This window comes from Frateuria sp. (genome assembly GCF_035695185.1).
Classification (GTDB): Bacteria; Pseudomonadota; Gammaproteobacteria; order Xanthomonadales; family Rhodanobacteraceae; genus Frateuria_A.
On sequence record NZ_DASSES010000098.1, the window covers coordinates 1 to 22,849 of the forward strand.

Sequence of the window (22,849 nt, forward strand, 5' to 3'; positions counted from 1 at the left end):
CTGAAGGGGTTGTCCCAACGTAAAACGTCATTGCTGACTTGTTTCGTTGGAGCCCCTTGCATTGGTTGGACAGTCATCCATCCACCGCAAGGCGCCCACACAAGTCACCTGCGCACACTGTCAAAGATCAATCACTTGCGAACTTTTCTTCAGTTCGCCCCGAGACGTTTCGTCCCGGGTGAGCCGCCCATTCTACATTCCTTTGCCGGTTCGTCAACACCCTTTCGCGAAGAATTTTGCTTGGGGAAGTTGCCGGCCGAAGGGGAGTTGGGCGACGGGCCGCGAATAGTAGGCAGAGCGCACGAACTTGGCAAGCGGGCGCAGCCATTTTCTTTTGCCTGCAACGCGCAAACCCGCCTGGCGTCTAGCCTGCGACGAGCTTCACGCGGGCGAAGTTGCGCTTGCCGACCTGCAGCACGCCTTCGAATCCGGCGCCGAACATGCGCTGGGCGTCCTCCACCACTGCCGCGTCGATGCGCACCGCACGCTCCTTGAGCTTTCGGTTTGCCTCGGAGTTGCTGGCAGTGAGCCCAGCCGTCGTCAGCAGGGCCGGCAGGCGGAGGCCTTCGGCAGGCACCACGATCTCGGCGAGCGGGAGCAGAGAGGTGTCACCTTCGCCGCGTACCACCGCATGCCATCCGGCGATGGCCTGCTCGGCCGCGGCCTCGTCATGGAAACGCGCTGCCAGTTCGCGTGCGAGCCGCAGCTTGGCATCGCGCGGATTGAGGGCGCCGCTTGCCACCTCATGCTTCAAGCGCGCGAGCTCGTCCAGCGATACCTGGAAGCTGAGCAGCTCGAACCAGCGCCACATGAGCGCATCGTCGATCTTCATGACCTTGGTGACAATGTCGATTGCAGGCTCGTTGATGCCGATGTAGTTGCCGAGCGACTTGGACATCTTGTGGACGCCGTCCAGTCCCTCCAGCAACGGCATGGTCAGCACGACCTGCGGCGGCTGGCCGTGGTGCTCCTGCAGTGCGCGGCCCATGAGCAGATTGAACTTCTGGTCGGTACCGCCGAGCTCGACATCCGCCTGGAGCGCCACCGAGTCGTAGCCCTGTACCAATGGATAGAGGAATTCGTGGATGGCGATGGGCTGCTGCCCCGCGAAGCGCTTGGCGAAGTCGTCGCGCTCGAGCATGCGCGCCACCGTGTGCTGCGCGGCCAGCTTCACCATGTCGGCGGCGGACATCTTGTCGAACCACTCCGAATTGAAGCGCACCTCGGTTCGCTCGCGGTCGAGCACCTTGTACACCTGCGAGGCGTAGGTCTCGGCGTTCTTCAGCACGTCCTCGCGGCTGAGCGGCTTGCGGGTGACGTTCTTGCCGGTGGGATCACCGATCAGCCCGGTGAAATCGCCGATCAGGAAGATAACCTGGTGCCCGAGGTCCTGGAACTGGCGCATCTTGTTGAGCAGCACCGTATGACCCAGGTGGAGATCCGGCGCCGTGGGGTCGAAGCCGGCCTTGATACGCAGCGGGCGGCCGCTCCTGAGGCGCTCGACGAGCTCCTCGTGCTTGATGACCTCGTCGGCGCCGCGCGCGATCGTCGCCAGCGCCTGCTCAAGCTCGTTCATGGGTGTCCTCTATGTCGATCGGTCGACAGCGACAAGGGGTCGCTGTTCACAAAATGGCGTTAATTGTGCGTTAATCAGAAAACCAGCGCAAATCCTTGAAAGGAAAGGCGTTGACGCCCTTTATACGGGGCCGCTAAGGTACCCCGCCTGGGTACTTTGTAACGCGGGGCGAAGAGCATGGGTGAGGGCGATCAGATCGCGCGGGCGGCGCGCAAGCAGGCTATCCGCCGCAAGGCGCAACGCCGCCACATGCACTTCTACGAGCGTTGCGCGCACTGGTCGTTCAGCCGTCTGGGCGAGTCCGAGCCGCTTCGCTGGCACCGCGAGCGCTGGATCCTGGCCGGTACCGCGCTGCTGCTGACCGCGCTTTCGGGTTTCTTCCTTCCCGCCTGGGCCAGCGCGATGCGGCCCGATCCGGCGCCCGTCGCCCATACGGTGCTGCCGCTCACGCTGCCGAAGGCCTCGCCGGTGGCCGCACCCGCCCGAGCGATGGAGAACTGGCACGTGGTGCAGGTGCAGCCCGGCCAGACCCTCTCGGACATCTTCCAGGATGAAGGCTTGACCCTGGCCGACCTGCAGCGCGTGATGGACGCGGCCGGGGCCACCAAGGGGGCCTTCCACAACATTCGCCCGCACCAGGAATTCGACTTCCTGCTCGGCAGCGACGGCAGCCTCAAAGGCATCCGTTTCGACAAGGACGAAGCCAACCGTGCCGTAGTCCGCTTCGACGGCGGCCACGCCACGCTGAACATCCAGCCGCGCGCGATGGAGACGCGCGAGCACGTTGCCCACGGCACGATCACCAGTTCCCTGTATGCCGCCGCGGCCAGGGCCGGCATGAGCCAGGGCATGGTCGGCAAGCTGGCGGACCTGTTCAAGTACGACATCGATTTCGTCCAGGACCTGCGCGACGGCGACAGCTTCACGGTGGTCTATGACGACGTTTATCGTGACGGGAGCTACTTCGCCGAGGGCGACATCGTCGCCGCCGAGTTCGTCAACCAGGGCCATCGCTACACGGCGTACCGCTTCAAGAAGGCCGACGGCCGCTACGGCTGGTTCAGCGAGGACGGCCGGCCGATCCAGAAGTCCTTCCTGCGCATCCCGGTCGACTTCACCCGGATCTCCTCGCGTTTCACCGCTGCCCGCATGCACCCGATCCTCGGCCGCATGCGCGCACACAAGGGCGTGGACTACGCAGCCCCGTCCGGCACCCCGATCCACGCCGCCGGCGATGGCGTGATCAAGTACCGCGGCTGGATGCGCGGGTACGGCAATTTCGTGGTGATCCAGCACAACAAGAACATCAGCACCGCCTATGGGCACATGTCGCGCTTCGCCAAGGAGCACGTCGGCCAGCACGTCAGCCAGGGGCAGGTGATCGGCTATGTGGGCATGACCGGCCTCGCCACCGGGCCGCACCTCCACTACGAGTTCCGCGTCAACGGCGTGCAGCGTGATCCGCAGACGGTCACCCTGCCCAAGCCGCAGCCGCTGCCGGCGGCGCAGTTGGCCCGCTTCGAGTCCGAGGTCGTGCGCCCGCAGCTGGCGCGCCTGAAGGCGATGGACGCCAACTTCAAGCTCGCCCAGCTGCACTCGGCTACTCGCAACGACGACTGACGCTCCGCCCTTGTCCTCCACCGACGACGCATCGGCCCTCTACCTGGGGCTGATCTCCGGCACGAGCGCCGACGGCATCGATGCCGCGCTGGTGTCATTCGACCAGGGCCTGCCGCAATTGCGTGCTGCGCTCACCCACCGGTGGCCCGAACCCCTGCGCGAGCGCGTGCTGGCGCTGGCGCAGGACCTGACCGGCTTCAACCTGGATACCTTCGGACGACTCGATGTCGAGGTCGGCCGGCACTTTGCCGAGGCCACGCGGGCGCTGCTCGAAGCCAGCGGCACACCCGCGTCCGCCGTGCGCGCGATCGGCTCGCACGGCCAGACGGTGCGGCACCGCCCTGGCGGTGAAACACCCTTCACCCTGCAGATCGGCGATCCGACGGTGATCGCCGAAACCTGCGGGATCGACGTGGTCGCGGACTTCCGCCGCGCCGACGTTGCCGCCGGCGGCCAGGGCGCGCCGCTGCTGCCGGCGGTCCACGCGATGTTGCTTGGCCAGCCGGGATCCACCCGCGTGGTCCTGAACCTGGGTGGCATCGCCAACATCACCGTGCTTGGCCCGGAAGGCCAGGTGCTGGGTTTCGATACCGGCCCGGCCAATGGACTGCTCGATGCCTGGTGCCAGGAGCAGCTTGGCGAGCCCTTCGATCGCGATGGCGCGTTCGCCGCCGCCGGCCAGGTCGATGCACCCCTGCTGGAAGCCTTGCTGGCCGACCCCTATTTCACGCTGGCGCCGCCCAAGAGCACCGGCCGTGAGCACTTCCACCTGGCCTGGTTGCTGCGCCAGCCACGCGTGCCGCTACTGGCAGCGGCCGATGTGCAGGCCACCCTGCTGGAACTGACCGCGCATACCGTGGCCGACGCGATCGAAGCACACGCGCCCGCCGCGACGGACGTGCTGGTGTGCGGGGGCGGCGTGCACAACTCGCGGCTGATGGCGCGGCTGGCCGAATGGCTGGCGCCGCGCCGCGTCGTCAGCACCGCCACGCACGGCATCGACCCCGACTATCTGGAAGCCGCCGCGTTCGCCTGGCTGGCCCGCCAGCGCGTGCTCGGCATGCCCGGCAACCTGCCGGCGGTTACCGGCGCGCATGGCCGCCGCGTGCTGGGCGCACTGTACCTGGCCCCGCGGGAATGACCGCGGCCGTCTAGCTGAGCTTGGAGACGCGCGCGGGCGCCAACTGCGTCGGGCGCGCCAGCGAAAGCGCCTGCAGGGCTTCCTGGAAGACCGCCTTTTCGGCGAGGTTCCACTGCCCCCCCAGCACCAGGCTGCCCGGATCGAGCATCGCCTCGCTGGAGATCTGGCCGGCCGCGCTGAGGCCCAGGCCGTGCCGCAGGGCATGCAGCACGACGTCGTTGATGGACCAATGGCGGTCCTTCGCGAGCGTCTTGATCCGCTCGGCCATCAAGCTGTCGATGTGGCGTATGACGAGGTCCGGCACGTGCGTCGCTCCGTGTCACGCATGCCCAGCTGGCAGGGCATGGTGGCACAGAACCACGGGGTTTGCAGCAGGCTACCGGCCACGCCCCGCAGGCCGCCCGCGACTAGGTTTCTGCCTGCTCGACGGCACGGAAGCGCCGCCACAGTCCGGCATATAGCAGCATCGCCGGGATCAGCGCCACCACCGTGAGCACGAAATAGCCACCATAGCCCGCGGCCGTGGCGATGCCTCCGGCAAAGAAGCCCAGCAGCTTGCCCGGGAGGTTCACCAGGGAACTCAACAGGGCGTACTGGGTGGCGGTGTGCTGGCGGTTGACGAGCATCGACAGGAACGCCACCGTCGGCGGGCCCAGCATGCCTAGCGTAAGGTTCTCGGCCGAGATCACCAGGGTCAGTGCCAGCAGGTTCCCGGGATGGCCAATCAGCACCAGGTAGAAGAGGTTGCTGCAGCCGCACAACACGATCGTCGCTCCCAGCGAACGCCATGCGCCCCAGCGCGCGACCGCCGCGCCGCCGAGGAACACACCGACGATGCCGATCCATATGCCGTAGATCTTCGTGATCGCGCCAATCTCGGTCTTGGAGAACTGCATGTCGCGGTAGAACGGGCTCATGATCCCGCCGATCGTCGCCTGCTCCGGGATCTTGAAGAGCAGGATGAACAGCAGGATCACGCCTGCCGCCTGCACACCGTAGCGGCGGAAGAAGTCCGTGAACGGATCGACCACGCTTTCGCGCATGGCAAGACACCAGCTGGTCGGCCGTGCACGCAGCACGTCCGGCTCGCGTGCCAACAGCGTGGTGGCGATGGGGATCGCCATGGCGCCGGCCATGATCAGATACACCAGGCGCCAGGACACGTGATCGGCCAGGATCAACGCCACCGCGCCGGCCAGCAGCAGGCCGATGCGGTAGCCCAGCGCATAGGTCGCCACAAGGGCGCCTTGCACGTGCGACGGCGCGATCTCGATGCGGTACGCGTCCACCGCGATGTCCTGGGTCGCGCCGAAGAAGGCGACCAGCAACGTCGCGGCCACGAAGGGCCACAGCTGGTCGGGGGTCAGCAGCGCCATCCCCAGCAGGCCTGCGGTCACGCAGAGCTGTGCGAACAGCAGCCAGCCGCGTCGCTGGCCGAGCCGCGCGAAGCCGGGAATGCGCCAGTGGTCGAGCAACGGCGCCCAGACGAACTTGAAGGCATAGGTCAGGCCCGCGCTGGCGATCATCGTGATCTCCTCCAGCTTGATGCCCTCTTCCTTCAGCCAATACGCCAGCGTCCCGGCCACCAGCAGGAATGGCAGACCCGAAGCGAACCCGAACAGCGCCATCGTGCCGGCCGCCGGCTGCGCGAAGGCGCGCCAGATCGAGGGCTTGCGCGCGGAGGCTGCGACCGGCTCAGTCGGCATAGTCGACCGTGTAGGGCGCATGGTCCGAGAAACGCTGATCGCGGTAGACCGAGCAATCGCGGATGCGTTCGCGCAGGGACGGCGTGCAGACCTGGTAGTCGATCCGCCATCCGACATTGTTCTCGCGCGCACGGCCACGGTTGGACCACCAGGTGTACTCGACCGCCTCGGGCTTGACCGCACGGAAGCTGTCGACCCAGCCGCGGGTGTGGAACAGAAGATCGAGCCAAGCCCGCTCGGCCGGCAGACAGCCGGAGTTCTTCTGGTTGGAGGTCCAGTTCTTGATGTCGTTGCGGGTGTGGACAATGTTCCAGTCGCCGCAGATCACGTAGTCGCGGCCGCTGTTGAGCCACTGGTCGAAGACCGGCGTGAGGAAATCCATGGCCTTGAACTTGAATTGCTGGCGCTCCTCGCCCGAGGAGCCCGACGGCACGTACAGCGAGACCACCGACAGGTTGCCGAAGCGCGCCTCGATGTAGCGCCCCTCGCAGTCGAACGGCTCCCAGCCCAGCTCGGTGAGCACCGCGTCGGGCTCGCGCCGCGCGTAGATCGCCACGCCGCTGTAGCCTTTCTTGCAGGTCGCGTCGCGATAGAAGCAGTGATGGCCATCCGGGCGGAACATCGCGTCGGTGAGCTGGTCCTCCTGCGCCTTGGTTTCCTGCACGCAGACCACGTCGGCGGCCTGGCTCCGAAGCCAGTCGAACACGCCCTTGCTGGCGGCCGAGCGGATGCCGTTGGCGTTGAGCGTGACGATTCTCATGCGGGCGGACTCGTGGCTGGGGAACCGGTGGATAATAGCCAATCTCCATTCCCGTTCCGGCGCCCATGCAACCCTACCAACGCGACTTCATTGAACTGGCGCTCGCGCGCGACGTCCTCCGCTTCGGCGATTTCACGCTCAAGTCCGGGCGCCGCAGCCCGTATTTCTTCAACCTGGGTCGCATCGACTCGGGCGCCGCGCTGGCCCGACTGGGCGAGGCTTATGCCGCCGCGCTGGTGCGGGCGCAGCTGCCGGTGGACATGCTGTTCGGGCCGGCCTACAAGGGCATCGCACTGGCCGCGGCCACCGCGATCGCGCTGGCCACGCAGCACGGTCGCGACCTGCCGTGGGCCTACAACCGCAAGGAAGCCAAGGCCCATGGCGAAGGTGGCGTGCTGGTCGGTGCACCGCTGGCGGGCCGGGTGCTGATCGTCGACGACGTGATGACCGCCGGCACCGCGGTGCGCGAGTCGCTGGCGCTGATCCGCGCGCAGGGTGCCACTCCGGCAGGCGTGCTGATCGCGCTGGACCGGCAGGAGCGCGGCCTGGGCGAACTGTCGGCCGCCCAGGAAGTGGCGCGCGACCACGGCATCCCGGTGATTGCCATCACCGGCCTGGACGAGGTACTGGCCTATGCCGGCGAGCGCGCCGAACTGGCCGGCGAGCACGCGCGGCTGCTCGAGTACCGCCACCGCTACGGCGTATCCGGATGACTCAGGTGGCGACCCGCGTCACAGGCCCATCCACGCCCTTCATCCACGCTTAGGCAGTGGCCGCACGATCGCTATACTGCCCGCCAGGAGGGGTGTCCATGCGCAAGCTCGTTTACGCCGTTGCCATCAGCCTGGCAGCGGTCCTGACCGCCCATGCCCAGAAGGCCACCGGCATTGGCATCCGCTACCACTGGCGTGATGCCAAGGGGCTGTCGCACTACAGCGACAGCCTCACTGCGGAGGCGATGAAGTACGGCTACGACCTGGTCAACGACCAGGGCTACGTGGTGCGCCACGTCGAGCGCCAGCTGACTCCCGAGGAACGCGCCGCCGCCGACAAGCTGGCCGCCGAACAGGCCGCCCAGCGGCGGGCGGAGGAAGCGCGCCAGCGCGCCGACCTGCAACTGCTCAACGCCTACGGGGACGAGACGGCGCTCAAGCAGGCGCAGCAGGAGGAACTGGACAGCATCGACCAGCAGATCAATACCACGCGCCTCAACCTGCAAAGCCAGGAAAAGGCGCTGGCCGACCTGCTGGGCCGCGCGGCAGACCTCGAGCGCACGAAGGAAAAAGTACCCAGGTCACTGGCCGACAGCATTGCCGACCAGCGCAACGTGGTTGCCGGCCAGCGCGGTGCGCTGGCGCGGCTGCAGGACCGGCGCGACACCGCAGAGAAGGCATCCGCGCAGCAGCTGGAGCACTACCGCGCGCTCAAACAGGCGCAAGAAGAGCAGCGGCAGTAAGGGCGGGGCGCAAGGCGGGCACGAAGCCCGTCCCGCCAGCGATGGCGGCAGGGCGGGCCCACCCGCAGGCCTGCCCTCAGAACGGCAGCTTCAGCCCCGGGTCGACCAGGAAAAGCTGCTCGCGGAACGCCTGCTGGATGCGTTTGAGCGCCGCCGCGTTGTCCGCATCGAAGCGCAGCACCAGCACCGGCGTGGTGTTGGAGGCGCGCACCAGGCCCCAGCCATCCGGCCAGTCCGCGCGCACGCCGTCGATGGTGGTCAGCGTGGCATCGCCGAAGCCCGCTTTCTCCTTGAACTTCTCGATGAAGCGGTAGTGCTCGCCCTCGCTGAGCTCGATCTTCAGCTCCGGCGTGGACACGCCTTTCGGACAGGTGGCGAAGACCTGCTCCGGCGTGCGTCCTTCAATGTCGCCGGCCAGGATTTCCAGCAACCGTGCGCCGGCGTAGATGCCGTCGTCGAAGCCGTACCAGCGCTCCTTGAAGAAGAAGTGCCCGCTCATCTCGCCTGCGAGCTCCGCCTGCGTCTCGCGCATCTTGGCCTTGATCAGCGAATGGCCGGTGCGCCACATCAGCGGACTGCCGCCGGCTTCCAGCACCTGGCCTTTCAGGTGGCCGGTGCACTTGACGTCGTAGATGATCGTCGCGCCCGGCTGGCGCGACAGCACGTCGCGGGCGAACAGCATCAGCAGCCGGTCGGGGTAGATGATCTCGCCGTCGCGGGTCACCACGCCCAGGCGGTCGCCGTCACCGTCGAAGGCGACGCCAAGGTCAGCGCCGGTCTGGCGCACTGCATGAATCAGGTCCTCGAGATTGTGCGGGTCCGAGGGATCCGGGTGGTGGTTCGGGAAGGTGCCATCCACCTCGCAGTACAGCGGCACGACCTCGCAGCCGATGCCCTCGATCACCTGCGGCGCCACCGCGCCGGGAATGCCGTTGCCGCAGTCGACCACGACCTTCAGGCGCCGCTCGGCCTGCACGTCCGAAATGATCCGCTCGATGTAGTCGGGCACCACATCGACATGGCGCAGGCCACCCTGCCCGCCCGCCTCCAGCGCACCGCTGGCGATGCGCTGGTAGAGGTCCTGGATGGCCCCCTCGGAGAGCGTCTCGCCGCCGACCACGATCTTGAAGCCGTTGTAGTCCGGCGGGTTGTGGCTGCCGGTCACCGCCACGCCGCTGCCGGTGTTGAAGCGGTAGGCGGCGAAATAGACCACCGGGGTCGGCACCGCGCCGACGTCGATCACGTCGATGCCGGCCTCGCGCAGGCCGTCGGCAAGCGCGCCGGCGAGCTCGGGCCCGGACAGGCGCCCGTCACGGCCGACCACGATTTCGGACAGGCCTTTTTCGCGCATCAGCGTGCCGATCGACTGGCCAAGCAGCCGCGCGACCCGCGCGGTCAGCGTCTTGCCGACCACCCCGCGCACGTCGTAGGCACGGAAGATGCTCGGATCGACGGCGTCGGCCGGGCTTTCCGTGGGCGGCATCGCGGCCGGGCGGACCACCGGGGCGGGCTCGTGCTTGGCGGGGACTACATCGGACACCATCATCTCCTCGGGTTGGTTTTCCGGGCGCGGGGCCAGGCGGCCGCGCAGCCACAACAGGTACAGGCCACCGCCGATCCCCAGCAGCGCCAGCAACGCCGCCAACGGCCAGACGCGCGGCAGCAGGATGAAGGCGGCCGGCAGGGCCGCGCGCACGGTGAAGGTGCTGCCCGGCACCGGCCTGGCCTCCTCTTCCGCCTCGGCCGAGGAGGCACCCCGCGAGAGCAGGCTAAGCTCGCCGCGGTCGGCGCCCTGGCGCAGGTCGATGCGGCCGCCACCCGGCGCAATGGACTCGAAACGCCGTTGCAGTGGCGTGAACGGCAACTCCACCCAGACCCAGGCCCGCGGGCGCTGCACCGGACCCATCGGTTGCACCAGGCTCAACCGCCGCTGGCCATTCGCGACCACGGTCTGCACCGGCAGCGCGTCGTCGGCCTGCGCGGCCATCAGCTGCGCTGCCTTGGCGTAGCCGAACTTGCGGTAGTTTGCGTGCAGCACCTCGTCCAGGCCGGCGCTGTAGACCTCCACGTTCAACGCCTGCGGCAGGCGCGCGCGCAGTGCGTCGCCCAGCTTCGCGCGGTCGCCGTCCGCACTGGCCGGATCGAGCGCGGCGATCGCCCGGGCGACCTGCGCCCGCTCACCGGCGATCTCCGCCCCCAGCGCGTGCACCGCCTGGTCGCGGGCCGCATACACGCGCGCCACTTCGTCGCTCTCGCTGGCGATGAGCCAGGTCTGCCACGCACAGAAGATGCCCAGCAGCAACAGCACGGTGCCTCCGGCCAGCGGCAGCAGGCGCTGCCATGCCACGGCGCCGCCGGCGTCCCGCACCCTCAAGAGGTTTCTTGCCATCTCGCCCCCAACGTCGTTGATGCCCGGCTTCAGTTGACGCCGGTCGAACCGAACCCGCCCGCGCCGCGTGCGGAAGGCGCGAACTCGGCCACCACGCGCAGCCGCGCCTGTGCCACCGGCACCAGCAGCAGCTGGGCGATACGGTCGCCCACACCCATGGTGTACGGCACGTTGCCGCGGTTCCAGCAGGAAATCATCAGCGGCCCCTGGTAGTCGGCGTCGATCACGCCGACCAGGTTGCCCATCACCAGCCCGTGTTTGTGGCCCAGCCCCGAGCGCGGCACGATCAGTGCGCACCAGTTCGGATCGCCGATATGGATGGCGATGCCGCTGGGCACCAGCACGCTTTCACCCGGAGCCAGGGTGAGCGGGGCTTCGATCGCCGCACGCAGGTCCATCCCGGCACTGCCGGCGGTCGCGGCCTGCGGCAGCGGAATGGTGTCGCCCAGGCGCGGGTCCAGGATCTTGAGTTCGACGTCGATCATGCACGTGTCGCCCGGTAGCGTGCCGCAACGCACTGGACCAGCCGCGCGGCCAGCTCGCGCTTGGGCGCGCGCGGCAGCTCCTCGCCACCGCCCGGCCAGTACAGGCTGAGCGCGTTGTCGTCGGCCTCGAAGCCCAGGCCGGCCCCGACCCGGTTGGCGGCGATCATGTCCAGCCCCTTGCGGGCAAGTTTGTCCTGCGCGTAGGCGGCCACGTCATGCGTTTCGGCGGCGAAGCCGACCAGGAATGGGTGTGGCTGCCGGCCGGCGAGGTCCTTTAGGATGTCGGGGTTTTCGGCCAGGTCCAGCACCAGCGGCGCGCCGTCCCGCTTCTTGAGCTTGCGCTCGGCCACCGCGGACGGGCGGTAGTCGCCCACTGCGGCCGCGCCAATGTAGATATCCACTGCGGTGGCGCCCAGCACGGCCTCACGCATCTGTGTCGCACTGCGCACGTCCAGGCGCCGGAGCACGCCGGGCGGGGTCGGCAGGCTGACCGGACCGGCGACCAGCGTCACCTGCGCCCCGGCCGCCACGGCCGCCTCGGCCACGGCGAAGCCCATGCGACCGGAACTGCGGTTGCCGATGAAGCGCACCGGGTCGATGTCCTCGTAGGTCGGCCCGGCGCTCACCACCACGTGCAGTCCGGCGAGCGCGCCGCCGCCGAAGGACGCGGCCAGGACATCGCGCAGCTCCGCCGGTTCGAGCATGCGTCCCGACCCGATGTCGCCGCACGCCTGCTCCCCCGCGGCCGGGCCCAGCACCGCCACTCCGCGTGCGCGCAGCGTGGCCAGGTTGGCCTGCACCGCCGGATGCGCCCACATCTGCTGGTTCATCGCCGGTGCCACGTACAGCGGTGCGGCGCTGGCAAGGCACAGCGTGGTCAGCAGGTCATCGGCGTGGCCATGCGCCAGGCGGGCCAGGATGTCGGCGCTGGCCGGGGCGATCAGCACCCGTTCGGCCCAGCGTGCCAGTTCGATGTGGCCCATCGCCGCTTCCGCGCCCTCGTCCCACAGCGAGACGCGCACCGGCTGCCCGGACAACGCCTGGAACGTGGTCGTGCCGACGAAACGGGTCGCCGCCTCGGTCATCACCACGCGCACCTCGGCACCCTGCTCGCGCAGCCGGCGCACCAGTTCGCAGGACTTGTAGGCGGCGATACCCGCCGAGACGCCGAGCAGGATGCGACGTTGGGCAAGACTCATGTAAGACGGGCCTGACAACCGGGCGAAGCGCTAGCTTACCGGATTCATCAAACGCTACCGCTGCCCGCTCCGCACTCTGGCGGGCAGGATCGGACGGATGAGTATCCGTCACTGGCCCAGCGGCGAACGTCCGCGCGAAAAGCTGCTGCAGCATGGCGGCGCCTCCCTCTCCGATGCCGAACTGCTGGCCGTGCTGCTGGGAAGCGGGGTGCCCGGCAAGGACGCCATCGCGCTCGGCCGCGAGCTGCTCACGGAGGCCGGTGGCCTGGCTGCCCTGCTCGGCCGCGTCGACGGACCGGCGCCCAGCCGGGGCCTGGGTCCGGCCAAGCGCGCGCGGATCGTCGCCGCACTGGAGCTGGCCCGCCGCAGCCTGGCCGAGCAGCTGCAGGCGCGCCCCAGCCTGGGCAGCCCGCGCGACAGCGGTGACTACCTTTCCGCCTGCCTGCGCCACCTGCCCTACGAGGTGTTCGGCTGCCTCTATCTGGACAACCGCCACCGGGTGCTCGCCTTCGAGGAACTGTTCCGCGGCACCGTCGATGGCGCCAGCGTCCACCCGCGCGAGGTGGTGCGCGCCTGCCTCAGGCACAACGCCTGCGCGGTGATCTTCGCGCACAACCACCCGAGCGGCGTGGCCGAGCCCAGTGCCGCCGATCGCGCGATCACCCGCGAATTGCGCGAAGCGCTGCAGCTGGTCGGCGTGCGCGTGCTCGACCACCTGGTGATCGGCCACGGCACGCCGGTGTCGATGGCCGAGCGCGGCCTGCTGTAGGCCCCCGCGCAAAAATAAGGCGGCGCGCCGGGGAGAGGCGCGCCGCCTGGGAGGGTACCTGCCGGGGGAGACGGCGGGTACCGGGGCAGCGTGGCACCAAGCCATGACAGGGCCATGACAGCGCAGGGCTTGACAGCCGCGAAAAACCGGGGCCGCGACTTATGCACAATCCGATTTGCGCGGGCCCGGCGTGCGTCAGTTGGCGACAAGCCTGAAAGACTTCCTCCATGTTCATGATTTGAAAGGGTTGTCAGCTTTACAAGCGGGTCTCGGGGCGAGACCTTGCCTGACTCCTCCGCGGTGCCGCAGCTTTCCCCACAGAGTTATCCACAGGATTGTCCCCGCTCCCGCCCCAACCGGGTGCAGGAACCCAGTTACCGGGCGGATGGAGGAGCCCGGCCCGGCCCATCGGGCCTCTGTCCGAGGCAGGCCCCAGGCGCGGCCCTCCCGGCCGCAGACCGGTGGCCGCACCGCCTCTGCTAGGATTGGCGGTTCCCATCGCACAACGATCCCTCGCCGTGAAACAAGCGCTGCGCGACCTGCTGCTGCAGGCCATCCGGACCCTGCAGGGCCAAGCCGTCCTGCCCGCCGAGCTCGAGCTCCCGCCGTTCGTGGTCGAGCGCGCGCGCAGCCGCGAACATGGCGACTTCGCCGCCAATGCCGCGATGCTGCTGGCCAAGCCGGCACGCGCCAAGCCACGCGAACTGGCCGGGCAACTGGTCGCCGCCCTGCCGGCCAGCCCGCTGGTGGAGAAAGTCGAGATCGCCGGCCCCGGCTTCATCAACTTCTTCCTCGGCGCCGGCGCCTACCACGCCGAAGTGCGGCGCATCTTCGCCGAAGGCGACGCCTACGGCCGCAACGCCAGCGGCGCGGGCACCACCGTCGGCGTGGAGTTCGTCTCGGCCAACCCGACCGGTCCGCTGCACGTGGGCCACGGCCGTGCCGCGGCGATCGGCGACTGCCTGGCCCGCCTGCTGGAAGCGACCGGCTGGGACGTCAGGCGCGAGTTCTACTACAACGACGCCGGCGTGCAGATCCACAACCTGGCGATCTCGGTGCAGGCGCGCGCCCGTGGCCTGGCGCCGGGCGAGCAAGGCTGGCCGGAGGACGGCTACCGCGGCGACTACATCGCCGAGGTGGCCCGCGCATACCTGGCCGGCGAGTCGGTGGTGGCCGACGGCCACACCGTGACCGGCGCGCGGGATCCCGGGAACCTCGAAGCGATCCGGCAGTTCGCCGTGGCGGCCCTGCGCCGCGAGCAGGATCTGGACCTGAAGGCGTTCGGCGTGGGCTTCGACACCTATTTCCTGGAGTCCTCGCTGTACACCGACGGCAAGGTGGACGAGACCGTGCGCGAGCTCATCGCCCACGGCCACACCTACGAGGACGGTGGCGCGCTGTGGCTGCGCACCACCGATTACGGTGACGACAAGGACCGCGTGATGCGCAAGTCCGACGGCACCTATACCTACTTCGTGCCGGACGTGGCCTACCATCGCTCCAAGTGGCAGCGCGGCTACACCCGCGCGATCACCGAGCTGGGCTCGGACCACCACGGCTCGCTGGCGCGCGTGAAGGCCGGCCTGCAGGCACTCGACTGCGGCATCCCCAAGGGCTGGCCCGAGTACGTGCTGCACCAGATGGTGACCGTGATGCGCGGCGGCGAGGAGGTGAAAATCTCCAAGCGCGCCGGCAGCTACGTCACCCTGCGCGACCTCATCGACGAAGCGGGCCGCGACGCCACGCGCTACTTCCTGATCTCGCGCAAGGCCGACTCTCAACTGGTGTTCGACATCGACCTGGCCCGCTCGCAGAGCAACGACAACCCGGTCTACTACATCCAGTACGCCCATGCGCGGGTGTGCTCGGTGCTGCGCCAGGCGGGCGAGAAGGGCTTCACGGTCGACCTGGAGCTTGGGCTGGCCGAGCTGGCGCGGCTGGACAACGAGCACGAGCAGATCCTGCTCACCGAACTTTCGAAATACCCCGAGATCGTCGACAGCGCCGCCGCCAACCTCGAGCCGCACCTGCTCGCCGGCTGGCTGCGCGAACTGGCCAACGCCTTCCACACCTACTACAACTCGCACCAGTTCCTGGTCGAGGACGCGGGCCTGCGCAACGCACGCCTGGCGCTGGTGGTGGCGACGCGCCAGGTCATCCGGAACGGTCTCGACCTGCTGGGCCTGAGCGCCCCGGAGAGCATGTAATGGCAGCACGCCCGGGCAAGGGCCGGCAGGCCGTACGCAACCGCAAGGGCGGTTTCCCCGCCTGGGGCTGGGCGGTGCTCGGCATCGCGGTCGGCATCGTGGCGATGGTGGTGCTGACGCGCCACTCGATGCTGCCGATGGCGCCGACCGGTCCCCAGCCGAACCCGCAGGCCACCGCCCAGGGGGATGGCGACAAGGGGCTGGCCCCGGCCGAGAGTGCACCGAAGAAGCCGCAGTACGACTTCTACTCGGTGCTTTCGGAGAAGGAGGTGCGCATTCCCGACGACCAGATCAGCGCGCAGGCGCGTGCCGAGCAGCAGCAGAAGCTGCAGGCCGCCCAGCAGGCGCGGGCCGCGGCCGCCGCGCAACAGCAGGCGGCCAACCCGAACGCACCGGCGGCGGTCACCGAGAACATCCAGGCCGCGCCCGCCACCGCGGTGCCGGCACCGGCGGCCGGCAGCGGCTACCTGCTGCAGGTCGGCGCCTTCCCCAGCGCGGCCGACGCCGAGGCGCTCAAGGCCAAGCTGGCGCTGCAGGGCTTCGTCGCCAACGTGCAGACCGTGCAGGTGGGCAGCCAGACCTTCCATCGCGTGCGGCTGGGGCCGTACCGTTCGGCGACCGAGCTGGAATCGGTGCAGGACCGCCTGGCCGGCGCCGGCTACAAGGCGATCGCACTGAAGGAAGGCCGCTGAGATGAATGGCAAGGTCGCCTGGATCACCGGCGCCACCTCCGGCTTCGGCGCCGCCACCGTCGAGCGTTTCGTGGCCGGTGGCTGGCGTGTGGTGGCCAGCGGCCGCCGCGCCGAACGCCTGCAGCAACTGGTCGCCCGGCACGGCGCCGACCGCGTCCACGCGCTGGCGTTCGACATCCGCGACGAGGCCGCGATGCGCTCGGCGCACGCAGCCCTGCCCGCCGATTTCGCCGGCATCGACCTGCTGGTCAACAACGCGGGCCTGGCGCTGGGCACGGCGCCGGCCCAGCAGGCGGACCTCGCGCCGTGGAAGCAGATGATCGTCACCAACGTCACCGCCCTGGTGACGCTGAGCCGGCTGCTGCTGCCCACGCTGATCGAACGCAAGGGCGCGATCGTCAACATCAGCTCGACCGCCAGCACCTACCCCTATCCGGGCGGCAACGTATACGGCGGCACCAAGGCCTTCGTCTCGCAGTTCTCGCTGGGCCTGCGCGCCGACCTGCACGGCACCGGCGTACGCGTGACCTCGGTGGAGCCGGGCATGGCCGAAACCGAATTCACCCTGGTGCGCACCGGTGGCGACCAGGCCGCCTCCGACAGGCTCTATGCCGGCGCCCAGCCGATCACCGCAAGCGATGTCGCCGACACGCTGTGGTGGATCGCCAACCTGCCCCCGCACCTCAACGTCAATCGCATCGAACTGATGCCGGTGAACCAGTCGTTCGGCGCCTTCCAGGTGCACCGCCAGTAGCGGACACCCGCGCTCAGGGACGACCTTGCAGGAGCGCACCTGCGCGCGACCGGGGACGCTGCGGATCCGGCGGCACGCGCATGGCGATCGCGCACAGGTGCGCTCCTGCATCGGTCCATTGGCCCCCGTTACTGCATGTGCCAGCCGTGGCTGACCACGAAGCTCTGGCCGGTCAATGCGGCCGTGGGGAAGCTGGCCAGGAACAGCGCCGTCTGCGCCACGTCCTCCAGCGTGGTGAACACGCCATCGACGGTTTGCTTGAGCATCACGTTGCGGATGACCTCCTCCTCGCTGATACCCAGCTCCCTGGCCTGTTCCGGGATCTGCTTCTCGACCAGCGGCGTGCGCACGAACCCCGGGCAGATCACGTGCGCGCGCACGTTGTGCGGCGCGCCCTCCTTGGCCAGCGTGCGGGCCAGGCCGAGCAGGCCGTGCTTGGCGGTCACGTAGGGCGCCTTCAGCACCGAGGCCTCGTGCGAGTGCACCGACCCCATGTAGATGACGATGCCGCCGCGGTCGCCCCGGTACATGTGCCGGAGCGCCGCGCGCGTGGTCAGGAAGGCGCCGTCCAGGTGGATCGCCAGTATCTTCTTCCAGTCGGCGAAGGCGAAGCTCTCGATCGGATTGACGATCTGCACGCCGGCGTTGGAGATGAGGATGTCGAGCTGGCCGAACGCCTGCACCACCGCGTCGGTGCCGCGATCGACGGCCTGCTCGTCGGTGACGTCCATGGCCACGCCCATGGCGCGTCCACCCGCCGCGTTGATCGCCGCGGCGGCCGCCTCGGCTGCCCGGGGATCGATGTCGGCGATCGCCACCGCGGCGCCCTCGCGCGCATAGCGCTCGGCGATAGCCTTGCCGATGCCGCTGGCGGCCCCGGTGATGAGGGCGACCTTGCCGTCGAGACTGGCCATGACCTGTGCTCCGCAGTGGGGAGTCCGAGATTGTAGGCCGCGCACCGCCCGGCGCCATCGGACCTTGGTGCAGGGTTTGGCTCCACGTCGGAGCGCAGCTGTGCACGACCGCCGGCCGTCCGGCGGGCAGGTGCGCTCCGGCAGCGTGGTCTCGCGCTAGTCGGCGAGGTAGGTGTAGGCGGTCAGCCCCGCATCCAGGTCGCGATAGAGCGACTCGGCCGGCTCGCCGTCGATGCCCGCCGCCACGATGCGCTCGCGGTAGCTGCGCCGCAGCGCCGCCAGATCGTAGCCGACGTAGTCGAGCATCACGTCGGTGGTGTCGCCGCGGCGCACGTGGTCGAACACGTAGCCTTCGCCATCGGCGCGCACGTTGACCGCGTCGGTATCGCCGAACAGGTTGTGGATGTCGCCCAGCGTCTCCTGGTAGGCACCGACCAGGAACAGGCCCAGGCAGTAGTCCTCGCCCTTGCGGGGGCTGTGCAGCGGCAGGCTGACGTCGACACCCTCGGCATCGACGTAGTGGTCGATGCGGCCGTCCGAATCGCAGGTGAGGTCGACGATCACCCCGCGGCGCGTGGGCGCCTGGTCCAGCCGCGTGAGCGGCATGATCGGGAAGATCTGGTCGATCGCCCAGATGTCCGGCACCGACTCGAACACCGAGAAGTTGAGGAAGTACTTGTCGACCAGCTTCTCGTCCAGTTCGTCCAGCAGCTGGCGATGCGCCCGGTCCGCCGGCGACAGGCGCGCGCGCACCGCGTTGGCGACCAGGTAGAACATCTCGTCCAGCCGCGCGCGGTCGGCCAGGCTCAGCTGGCCCAGCGCATACAGGGACTGGCCTTCGGCCAGGTGGTGCTGGGCCTCGTGGTAGAGCTCCAGCGGGGGGCGCTCGCCCAGCGCGGCATGCACTTCGCGCAGGTGCCGCAGCACCCGGGGCTCGTCCTCGCGCGGCGGCGGCAGCGCACCGGCCGGCACCTCCTCGACCTCGGTCACGTCGCTGACCAGCACCGCGTGGTGCGCGGTCATCGCACGGCCGGCTTCGGTGAGCACGTGCGGCGCGGGCAGGCCTTCGGCGGCCACCGCCTCGGCCAGCGACTGCACGATGGTCGCCGCATACTGCTCCATCGAGTAGTTGATCGAGTTGTGGCTGCGCGAGCGCGAGCCTTCGTAATCCACCCCCAGGCCGCCGCCCACGTCGACGATCTCCAGCGGCACACCGAGGCGCGAGAGCTCCACGAAATACCGCGTGGCCTCGCGCATGCCGTTGGCGATGTCGCGCACGTTGGAGATCTGCGAGCCCATGTGGAAGTGCTGCAGCTTCAGGGTGTGCTTCAGGCCCGCCTTGTCCAGCGCGGTCACCAGCCCGAGCACCTGCGTCGGCGACAGGCCGAACTTGCCCTTGTCGCCACCGGTGTTCTGCCACTTGCCTGCGCCGATCGAGGCCAGGCGCACGCGCACGCCGAGCAGCGGTTCGACGTCCAGCGCCGCGGCTTCGGCGGTGACGTGCTCGAGCTCGGAAAGCTTCTCGATCACGATGAACACGCGCAGCCCCAGCTTGCGCCCGATCAGGGCCAGGCGAATGTACTCGCGGTCCTTGTAGCCGTTGCAGATGACGATCGAATTGGGCCGTGCCAGTGCCAGCACCGCCATCAGCTCGGGCTTGGAGCCGGCCTCCAGGCCGAAGCCCTGGCTGCCGGCGGCCACCAGCTCCTGCACCACGCCGCGCTGCTGGTTGACCTTGATCGGGAAGATTGCGGTGTAGCCGCCGGCGTAGCCGGTTTCCTCGATCGCGCGGGCGAAGGCGCCCTGCATGCGCTTGAGGCGATCGGCCAGGATGTCCGGGAAGCGCACCAGCAACGGCAGGCGCAGGCCCTGCGCGCGGGCCTGGTCGACGATCTGCGGCAGCGACAGCGACGGCCCGCTGGCGCCGCGCGGGCGCATCACGATGCCGCCGGCGGCATCGATGTCGACGTAGCCGTCGCTCCAGTACGGCACGGCGTACAGCTGGCGGGCTTCGTCGATGGTCCAGGACGTGGACATGGCAAGGGTCTCCTTCGAGGCAAACGGGATCCATGCACGTCGCAGCGGCGAGCCTTGACGCATTGCTCGATCGAGCGGAGGGCCCGCCGGCCGGAAGCCTCGCACGCCGCGGGGCCGGTCGGGCTCTTGGGGCGGCGCGTGGCCGGCCCGGGGGCGCATTGTAGCGGCGGCCGGCGGCAACAGGGGGTCAATGCGCACATTGCCTGCGCACGGTTGCCGCTACAATGCCGCTCTTTTCACCTCTCCCCATGCAGGTCCGCACCATGTCGCAACTCAGCTGGTTCACCGAGGCGCACCAGTCCTCCGGCTCTTCCATCGGCTTCCGGGTGGAAAAACTGCTGCATGCGGAGAAGACCCCGTTCCAGACCATCGAGATCTACCAGACCACCGACTGGGGCAAGCTGATGGTGATCGACGGCTGCGTGATGCTGACCAGCCGCGACAACTTCCTCTACCACGAGATGATGACCCACCCCGCGTTGTTCACCCATGCGCGCGCCAAGCGCGTGGTGATCATCGGCGGCGGAGACTGCGGCACGCTGCGCGAGGTGCTCAAGCACGAGGAAGTCGAGCATGCCGCGCAGGTGGAGATCGACGAGCGCGTGACGTGCCTGGCCGAGCAGTACTTCCCGGAGCTGTGCGAGTCCAACGCCGATCCGCGCGCGGAGCTGCTGTTCATCGACGGCATCAAGTACATGGCCGAGGCCGAGCCCGACTCGCTGGACCTGGTCATCGTCGACTCGACCGACCCGGTCGGCCCGGCCGAAGGCCTGTTCAACGCCGCCTTTTACGCCAGCTGCCACAAGGCGCTGCGCCACGGCGGCATCCTGGTGCAGCAGAGCGAATCGCCGCTGGCGCACCTGGAGCTGATCAAGTCGATGCGTTCGGCCATGCGCAGCTCGGGCTTCGGCGCGGTCAGGACGCTCACCTTCCCGCAGCCGTGCTACCCGACCGGCTGGTGGAGCTGCACGATGGCGCGCAAGGGCGCGGACCTGTCCGGCTTCCGCGAGCGCGGCGCCATCAGCAAGGGCTTCCCGACCCGCTACTACAATGCCGACATCCACCGCGCCGCGCTGGCGCAGCCGGAGTTCATGCGCGAAGCGCTGGGGGAATGACCTCGAGGCAGGCCCAGCGTGCCGCAGGGTGGGCCCCGGCCCGCCCGCGGCACCGGGCTAGAACAACTTCTGCCGCACCTTCGGCAGCAGCACCAGGATCAGCGTAGCGATCGGCCCGAGCACCAGCGACAGCAGGAACCACAGCCCGCCACTGCGGTTCTTGCCCTGGGCCAGGCCGGCGTTGATCAGCGCCAGCGTTCCCCAACCGGCGAACCATGGTGCCGCCTGCGGATCGGCCAAACTGGAAAGCTGGATCACGGCAATTTCTCCGGTCATTGCGGGGTGCACGCAAGCGCGCGTCGGGGAAGCGACCATGCTAACCATCCCCACCCGACAGCGCGCGTCGCGCCGACCGGCGAATCAGGCTGGCTTAATCCATGCCGGCTATGCTGCCGCTTCATTTCGCTCCAAGGAGAACGCGATGCCGGGATGGCGTCAACTCGCCGTTGCACTGGCCGGCCTGCTCGGCGCCTCCATCGCGCCCATGCCCGCGCTGGCGAAGCAGGCCCCGCCCTCTGCGCAGGCAGCGCGCACCAAGGCGCTGATCGCCTTCCAGCGTGACCTGGTCAGCGTGCTGGCGCCGCGCGCCGATGCCCTGCCATTGCTGGGCGCCGCGCTGCTGGCGCGGCCCTTGCCCAGGCAACCGAAGGGGAACGATTTCCACGGCCTGATCGACCGCGCCACGGCAGCGCCGGGGCATGGCCCCGCCCAGCGCTGGGTACAGCTGGCCGACTGTGACGCCCAGGCCGGTGCCTGTCCCAACCCGGACGCGCTTGCCGCGCTGGTCACGGACGCTCCGGAAAACGCCGCGGTCTGGTTGCTCAAGCTCGGCCAGGACGTGCACGACGCCAAGCGCGATGAGGCGCGGGCGGACCTCGCCCACGCCGCCCGGGCCAAGCTCTACGACGACTACACCGGGACCAGCCTGCAGGCGCTCGCCGACGGCGTGAGCGTGCTGCCGCCACCGGACGCCACACTCGATCCGCACGCCGACTCGGGCGCGGCCGGCGTGCAGGCGATGATCGTGTTCGGCATTGCCGGCGCACAACCGCAGCCGGGCCTGCGCGCCGCCGCGGAAGTGTGCCGGACCGCCGGCGAGGACCAGGCGCTGATCGCCGACTGCCGCCAGCTCGGCAAGACCCTCGAATGGGGTTCCAGCCCGCTGGCCCGCTCGCTGGGCCTGCACCTGCGCGAGCAGCTTGCCAGCGAGGCGGAGGGACGCGAACAGGCCGCGCGCGAGCGCCGGGACCTCATCTGGCAGGTGCAACAGTTCACCCAGCTGATCGCGCGGGCGCAGGCGGACAAGGCGCAGGCGCAGCACCTGCTCGGGCTGGCCCGCCACGGCGGCACGGAGATGAGCCTGATGCTGGCGGCGCTGCGCGATGCCGGCATCCCCACGAGCGCGCCGGCAGGCTGGAAGCCGCACGAGGACCAGGGCTGAGCCGTTGCCGGGCGGAGCCGCCCGGCACGAGTCCACCCTGCGCCCGCCTGCTGCTACGCTTGCCCCACCTTTCCCAACAGGGGCGGCCGATGCTGACGGTGCTGGTGGCATGCAGCAAGGGCGGATGCGGCAAGAGCACGCTGGTGACCCAGCTGGCCTCGCACTGGGCACAGGAAGGCAGGCGTACGGCGATCGTCGATACCGACCGCCAGGGCTCGAGCTATCGCTGGGCCACGCTTCGGCCCGACGGCATGCCCGGCGTGCTCGGGCTGGAAGGCCGTCGCGGCCTGCAGAAGCTGCCACCGGATACCGACCGGGTGCTGATCGACACCCCGGCGGGCAGCAGCGGGCGCGAGCTCGAGCCGCTGCTGGAGGTGGCCGGCGCGGTGCTGGTACCGGTGCTGCCGTCCTCGTTCGACCTGCATGCGACGCTGGGATTCCTCGAGCAGCTCGCGCTCGTACCGCGGATCCGGCGCGGCAGGCTGCCGGTGGCGCTGGTCGGCAACCGCCTCAAGCCCTGGACCCACGCCAGCCAGGACGCGCTGGCGCAACTGGCCGACGCGGCGCCCTTCCCGGTGGTCGCCGAAC

Annotated in this window: 21 protein-coding genes; 11 read left to right on the forward strand and 10 right to left on the reverse strand. The window is 69.2% G+C overall.

Annotated elements, in window-relative coordinates; genetic code table 11:
* Positions 1 to 364: 364 nt before the first annotated feature.
* Complete coding sequence (gene tyrS, locus VFH59_RS07495; protein WP_325164259.1) at positions 365 to 1,576, reverse strand: tyrosine--tRNA ligase; 1,212 nt, start codon at positions 1,574 to 1,576, stop codon at positions 365 to 367.
* Between the two features lie 177 nt (positions 1,577 to 1,753).
* Here tyrS and VFH59_RS07500 point away from each other — a divergent pair, with 177 nt between their 5' ends.
* Entirely contained in the window at positions 1,754 to 3,196 is a 1,443-nt protein-coding gene (locus VFH59_RS07500; RefSeq protein WP_325164260.1) for an OapA family protein, read from the forward strand.
* A 10-nt stretch (positions 3,197 to 3,206) separates the two neighbouring features.
* The gene (locus tag VFH59_RS07505) at positions 3,207 to 4,337 is read left to right on the forward strand and encodes an anhydro-N-acetylmuramic acid kinase (RefSeq protein WP_325164261.1); all 1,131 of its coding nucleotides are present in this window, start codon (positions 3,207 to 3,209) and stop codon (positions 4,335 to 4,337) included.
* Between the two features lie 10 nt (positions 4,338 to 4,347).
* Here VFH59_RS07505 and VFH59_RS07510 read toward each other — a convergent pair whose 3' ends face one another.
* The 3 genes from VFH59_RS07510 to VFH59_RS07520 all read right to left on the reverse strand — a co-directional run bounded on the left by VFH59_RS07510 (position 4,348) and on the right by VFH59_RS07520 (position 6,803).
* Positions 4,348 to 4,641, reverse strand: coding sequence for a hypothetical protein (locus VFH59_RS07510; protein WP_325164262.1), 294 nt, complete (start codon positions 4,639 to 4,641; stop codon positions 4,348 to 4,350).
* Positions 4,642 to 4,744: 103 nt separating this feature from the next.
* Positions 4,745 to 6,043, reverse strand: a complete 1,299-nt coding sequence (locus VFH59_RS07515) for an AmpG family muropeptide MFS transporter (protein ID WP_414655866.1) — start codon at positions 6,041 to 6,043, stop codon at positions 4,745 to 4,747.
* Positions 6,033 to 6,803 (reverse strand): exodeoxyribonuclease III, encoded by a 771-nt coding sequence (locus VFH59_RS07520; RefSeq protein WP_325164263.1) that lies wholly within the window; start codon positions 6,801 to 6,803, stop codon positions 6,033 to 6,035. Before VFH59_RS07520 ends, VFH59_RS07515 begins: the two co-directional genes overlap by 11 nt.
* Before the next feature lie 65 nt (positions 6,804 to 6,868).
* Here VFH59_RS07520 and pyrE point away from each other — a divergent pair, with 65 nt between their 5' ends.
* Together pyrE and VFH59_RS07530 are read left to right on the forward strand one after the other, a co-directional pair.
* On the forward strand, positions 6,869 to 7,516 hold the full coding sequence (pyrE, locus tag VFH59_RS07525) for an orotate phosphoribosyltransferase (protein WP_325164264.1): 648 nt from the start codon (positions 6,869 to 6,871) through the stop codon (positions 7,514 to 7,516).
* 98 nt (positions 7,517 to 7,614) lie between these two features.
* On the forward strand, positions 7,615 to 8,259 hold the full coding sequence (locus tag VFH59_RS07530; RefSeq protein WP_325164265.1) for a DUF4124 domain-containing protein: 645 nt from the start codon (positions 7,615 to 7,617) through the stop codon (positions 8,257 to 8,259).
* Between the two features lie 76 nt (positions 8,260 to 8,335).
* Here VFH59_RS07530 and VFH59_RS07535 read toward each other — a convergent pair whose 3' ends face one another.
* Genes VFH59_RS07535 through coaBC form a run of 3 tightly spaced genes read right to left on the reverse strand, consistent with a single transcriptional unit; the run spans position 8,336 to position 12,332 of the window.
* The gene (locus VFH59_RS07535; protein WP_325164266.1) at positions 8,336 to 10,648 is read right to left on the reverse strand and encodes a phosphomannomutase/phosphoglucomutase; all 2,313 of its coding nucleotides are present in this window, start codon (positions 10,646 to 10,648) and stop codon (positions 8,336 to 8,338) included.
* A 29-nt stretch (positions 10,649 to 10,677) separates the two neighbouring features.
* The gene (dut, locus tag VFH59_RS07540; protein WP_325164267.1) at positions 10,678 to 11,133 is read right to left on the reverse strand and encodes a dUTP diphosphatase; all 456 of its coding nucleotides are present in this window, start codon (positions 11,131 to 11,133) and stop codon (positions 10,678 to 10,680) included.
* Positions 11,130 to 12,332 (reverse strand): bifunctional phosphopantothenoylcysteine decarboxylase/phosphopantothenate--cysteine ligase CoaBC, encoded by a 1,203-nt coding sequence (coaBC, locus tag VFH59_RS07545; RefSeq protein ID WP_325164268.1) that lies wholly within the window; start codon positions 12,330 to 12,332, stop codon positions 11,130 to 11,132. Before coaBC ends, dut begins: the two co-directional genes overlap by 4 nt.
* A 97-nt stretch (positions 12,333 to 12,429) precedes the next feature.
* Here coaBC and radC point away from each other — a divergent pair, with 97 nt between their 5' ends.
* From radC to VFH59_RS07565, 4 genes are all read left to right on the forward strand, one after another.
* On the forward strand, positions 12,430 to 13,101 hold the full coding sequence (gene radC / locus VFH59_RS07550) for a RadC family protein (protein WP_325164269.1): 672 nt from the start codon (positions 12,430 to 12,432) through the stop codon (positions 13,099 to 13,101).
* Positions 13,102 to 13,619: 518 nt separating this feature from the next.
* Entirely contained in the window at positions 13,620 to 15,308 is a 1,689-nt protein-coding gene (gene argS / locus VFH59_RS07555) for an arginine--tRNA ligase (RefSeq protein ID WP_325164270.1), read from the forward strand.
* Positions 15,308 to 16,000 carry an SPOR domain-containing protein gene (locus VFH59_RS07560; RefSeq protein WP_325164271.1) on the forward strand — a complete coding sequence of 231 codons (693 nt, stop codon included), beginning with the start codon at positions 15,308 to 15,310 and terminating at the stop codon, positions 15,998 to 16,000. The genes argS and VFH59_RS07560 overlap by 1 nt, the downstream gene beginning before the upstream one ends.
* 1 nt (position 16,001) lies before the next feature.
* Complete coding sequence (locus tag VFH59_RS07565) at positions 16,002 to 16,754, forward strand: SDR family NAD(P)-dependent oxidoreductase (RefSeq protein ID WP_325164272.1); 753 nt, start codon at positions 16,002 to 16,004, stop codon at positions 16,752 to 16,754.
* Between the two features lie 128 nt (positions 16,755 to 16,882).
* On the opposite strand, the gene VFH59_RS07570 is transcribed toward VFH59_RS07565, so the two are convergent.
* A complete protein-coding gene (locus VFH59_RS07570) occupies positions 16,883 to 17,668 on the reverse strand; it encodes a 3-hydroxybutyrate dehydrogenase (RefSeq protein ID WP_325164273.1) in 786 nt (261 codons plus the stop codon).
* Between the two features lie 156 nt (positions 17,669 to 17,824).
* Entirely contained in the window at positions 17,825 to 19,705 is a 1,881-nt protein-coding gene (speA, locus tag VFH59_RS07575; protein WP_325164274.1) for a biosynthetic arginine decarboxylase, read from the reverse strand.
* A gap of 263 nt (positions 19,706 to 19,968) precedes the next feature.
* On the opposite strand from speA, the gene speE reads away from it, so the two are divergent.
* Positions 19,969 to 20,820: a polyamine aminopropyltransferase gene (gene speE / locus VFH59_RS07580; RefSeq protein ID WP_325164275.1), complete on the forward strand. Its 852-nt coding sequence runs from the start codon at positions 19,969 to 19,971 to the stop codon at positions 20,818 to 20,820.
* Between the two features lie 57 nt (positions 20,821 to 20,877).
* Here the strand turns inward: speE and VFH59_RS07585 are convergent, their stop codons facing one another.
* Complete coding sequence (locus VFH59_RS07585; RefSeq protein WP_325164276.1) at positions 20,878 to 21,078, reverse strand: antitermination protein NusB; 201 nt, start codon at positions 21,076 to 21,078, stop codon at positions 20,878 to 20,880.
* Positions 21,079 to 21,241: 163 nt separating this feature from the next.
* Between VFH59_RS07585 and VFH59_RS07590 the strand changes: the two genes are divergently transcribed.
* Both VFH59_RS07590 and VFH59_RS07595 read left to right on the forward strand, forming a co-directional pair.
* A complete protein-coding gene (locus tag VFH59_RS07590; RefSeq protein ID WP_325164277.1) occupies positions 21,242 to 22,261 on the forward strand; it encodes a hypothetical protein in 1,020 nt (339 codons plus the stop codon).
* Positions 22,262 to 22,350: 89 nt separating this feature from the next.
* The coding region (locus VFH59_RS07595) for a ParA family protein (RefSeq protein WP_325164278.1) at positions 22,351 to 22,849 on the forward strand (499 nt) is incomplete at its 3' end.

Excerpts from the sequence above, each read along its gene's own strand:
- tyrS (WP_325164259.1), bottom strand. The coding sequence starts at position 1,576 with ATGAACGAGCTTGAGCAGGCGCTGGCGACGATCGCGCGCGGCGCCGAC.
- VFH59_RS07500 (WP_325164260.1), top strand. The coding sequence starts at position 1,754 with ATGGGTGAGGGCGATCAGATCGCGCGGGCGGCGCGCAAGCAGGCTATC.
- VFH59_RS07515 (WP_414655866.1), bottom strand. The coding sequence starts at position 6,043 with ATGCCGACTGAGCCGGTCGCAGCCTCCGCGCGCAAGCCCTCGATCTGG.
- VFH59_RS07520 (WP_325164263.1), bottom strand. The coding sequence starts at position 6,803 with ATGAGAATCGTCACGCTCAACGCCAACGGCATCCGCTCGGCCGCCAGC.
- pyrE (WP_325164264.1), top strand. The coding sequence starts at position 6,869 with ATGCAACCCTACCAACGCGACTTCATTGAACTGGCGCTCGCGCGCGAC.
- VFH59_RS07530 (WP_325164265.1), top strand. The coding sequence starts at position 7,615 with ATGCGCAAGCTCGTTTACGCCGTTGCCATCAGCCTGGCAGCGGTCCTG.
- VFH59_RS07535 (WP_325164266.1), bottom strand. The coding sequence starts at position 10,648 with ATGGCAAGAAACCTCTTGAGGGTGCGGGACGCCGGCGGCGCCGTGGCA.
- dut (WP_325164267.1), bottom strand. The coding sequence starts at position 11,133 with ATGATCGACGTCGAACTCAAGATCCTGGACCCGCGCCTGGGCGACACC.
- coaBC (WP_325164268.1), bottom strand. The coding sequence starts at position 12,332 with ATGAGTCTTGCCCAACGTCGCATCCTGCTCGGCGTCTCGGCGGGTATC.
- radC (WP_325164269.1), top strand. The coding sequence starts at position 12,430 with ATGAGTATCCGTCACTGGCCCAGCGGCGAACGTCCGCGCGAAAAGCTG.
- VFH59_RS07560 (WP_325164271.1), top strand. The coding sequence starts at position 15,308 with ATGGCAGCACGCCCGGGCAAGGGCCGGCAGGCCGTACGCAACCGCAAG.
- VFH59_RS07565 (WP_325164272.1), top strand. The coding sequence starts at position 16,002 with ATGAATGGCAAGGTCGCCTGGATCACCGGCGCCACCTCCGGCTTCGGC.
- VFH59_RS07570 (WP_325164273.1), bottom strand. The coding sequence starts at position 17,668 with ATGGCCAGTCTCGACGGCAAGGTCGCCCTCATCACCGGGGCCGCCAGC.
- speA (WP_325164274.1), bottom strand. The coding sequence starts at position 19,705 with ATGTCCACGTCCTGGACCATCGACGAAGCCCGCCAGCTGTACGCCGTG.
- speE (WP_325164275.1), top strand. The coding sequence starts at position 19,969 with ATGTCGCAACTCAGCTGGTTCACCGAGGCGCACCAGTCCTCCGGCTCT.
- VFH59_RS07590 (WP_325164277.1), top strand. The coding sequence starts at position 21,242 with ATGCCGGGATGGCGTCAACTCGCCGTTGCACTGGCCGGCCTGCTCGGC.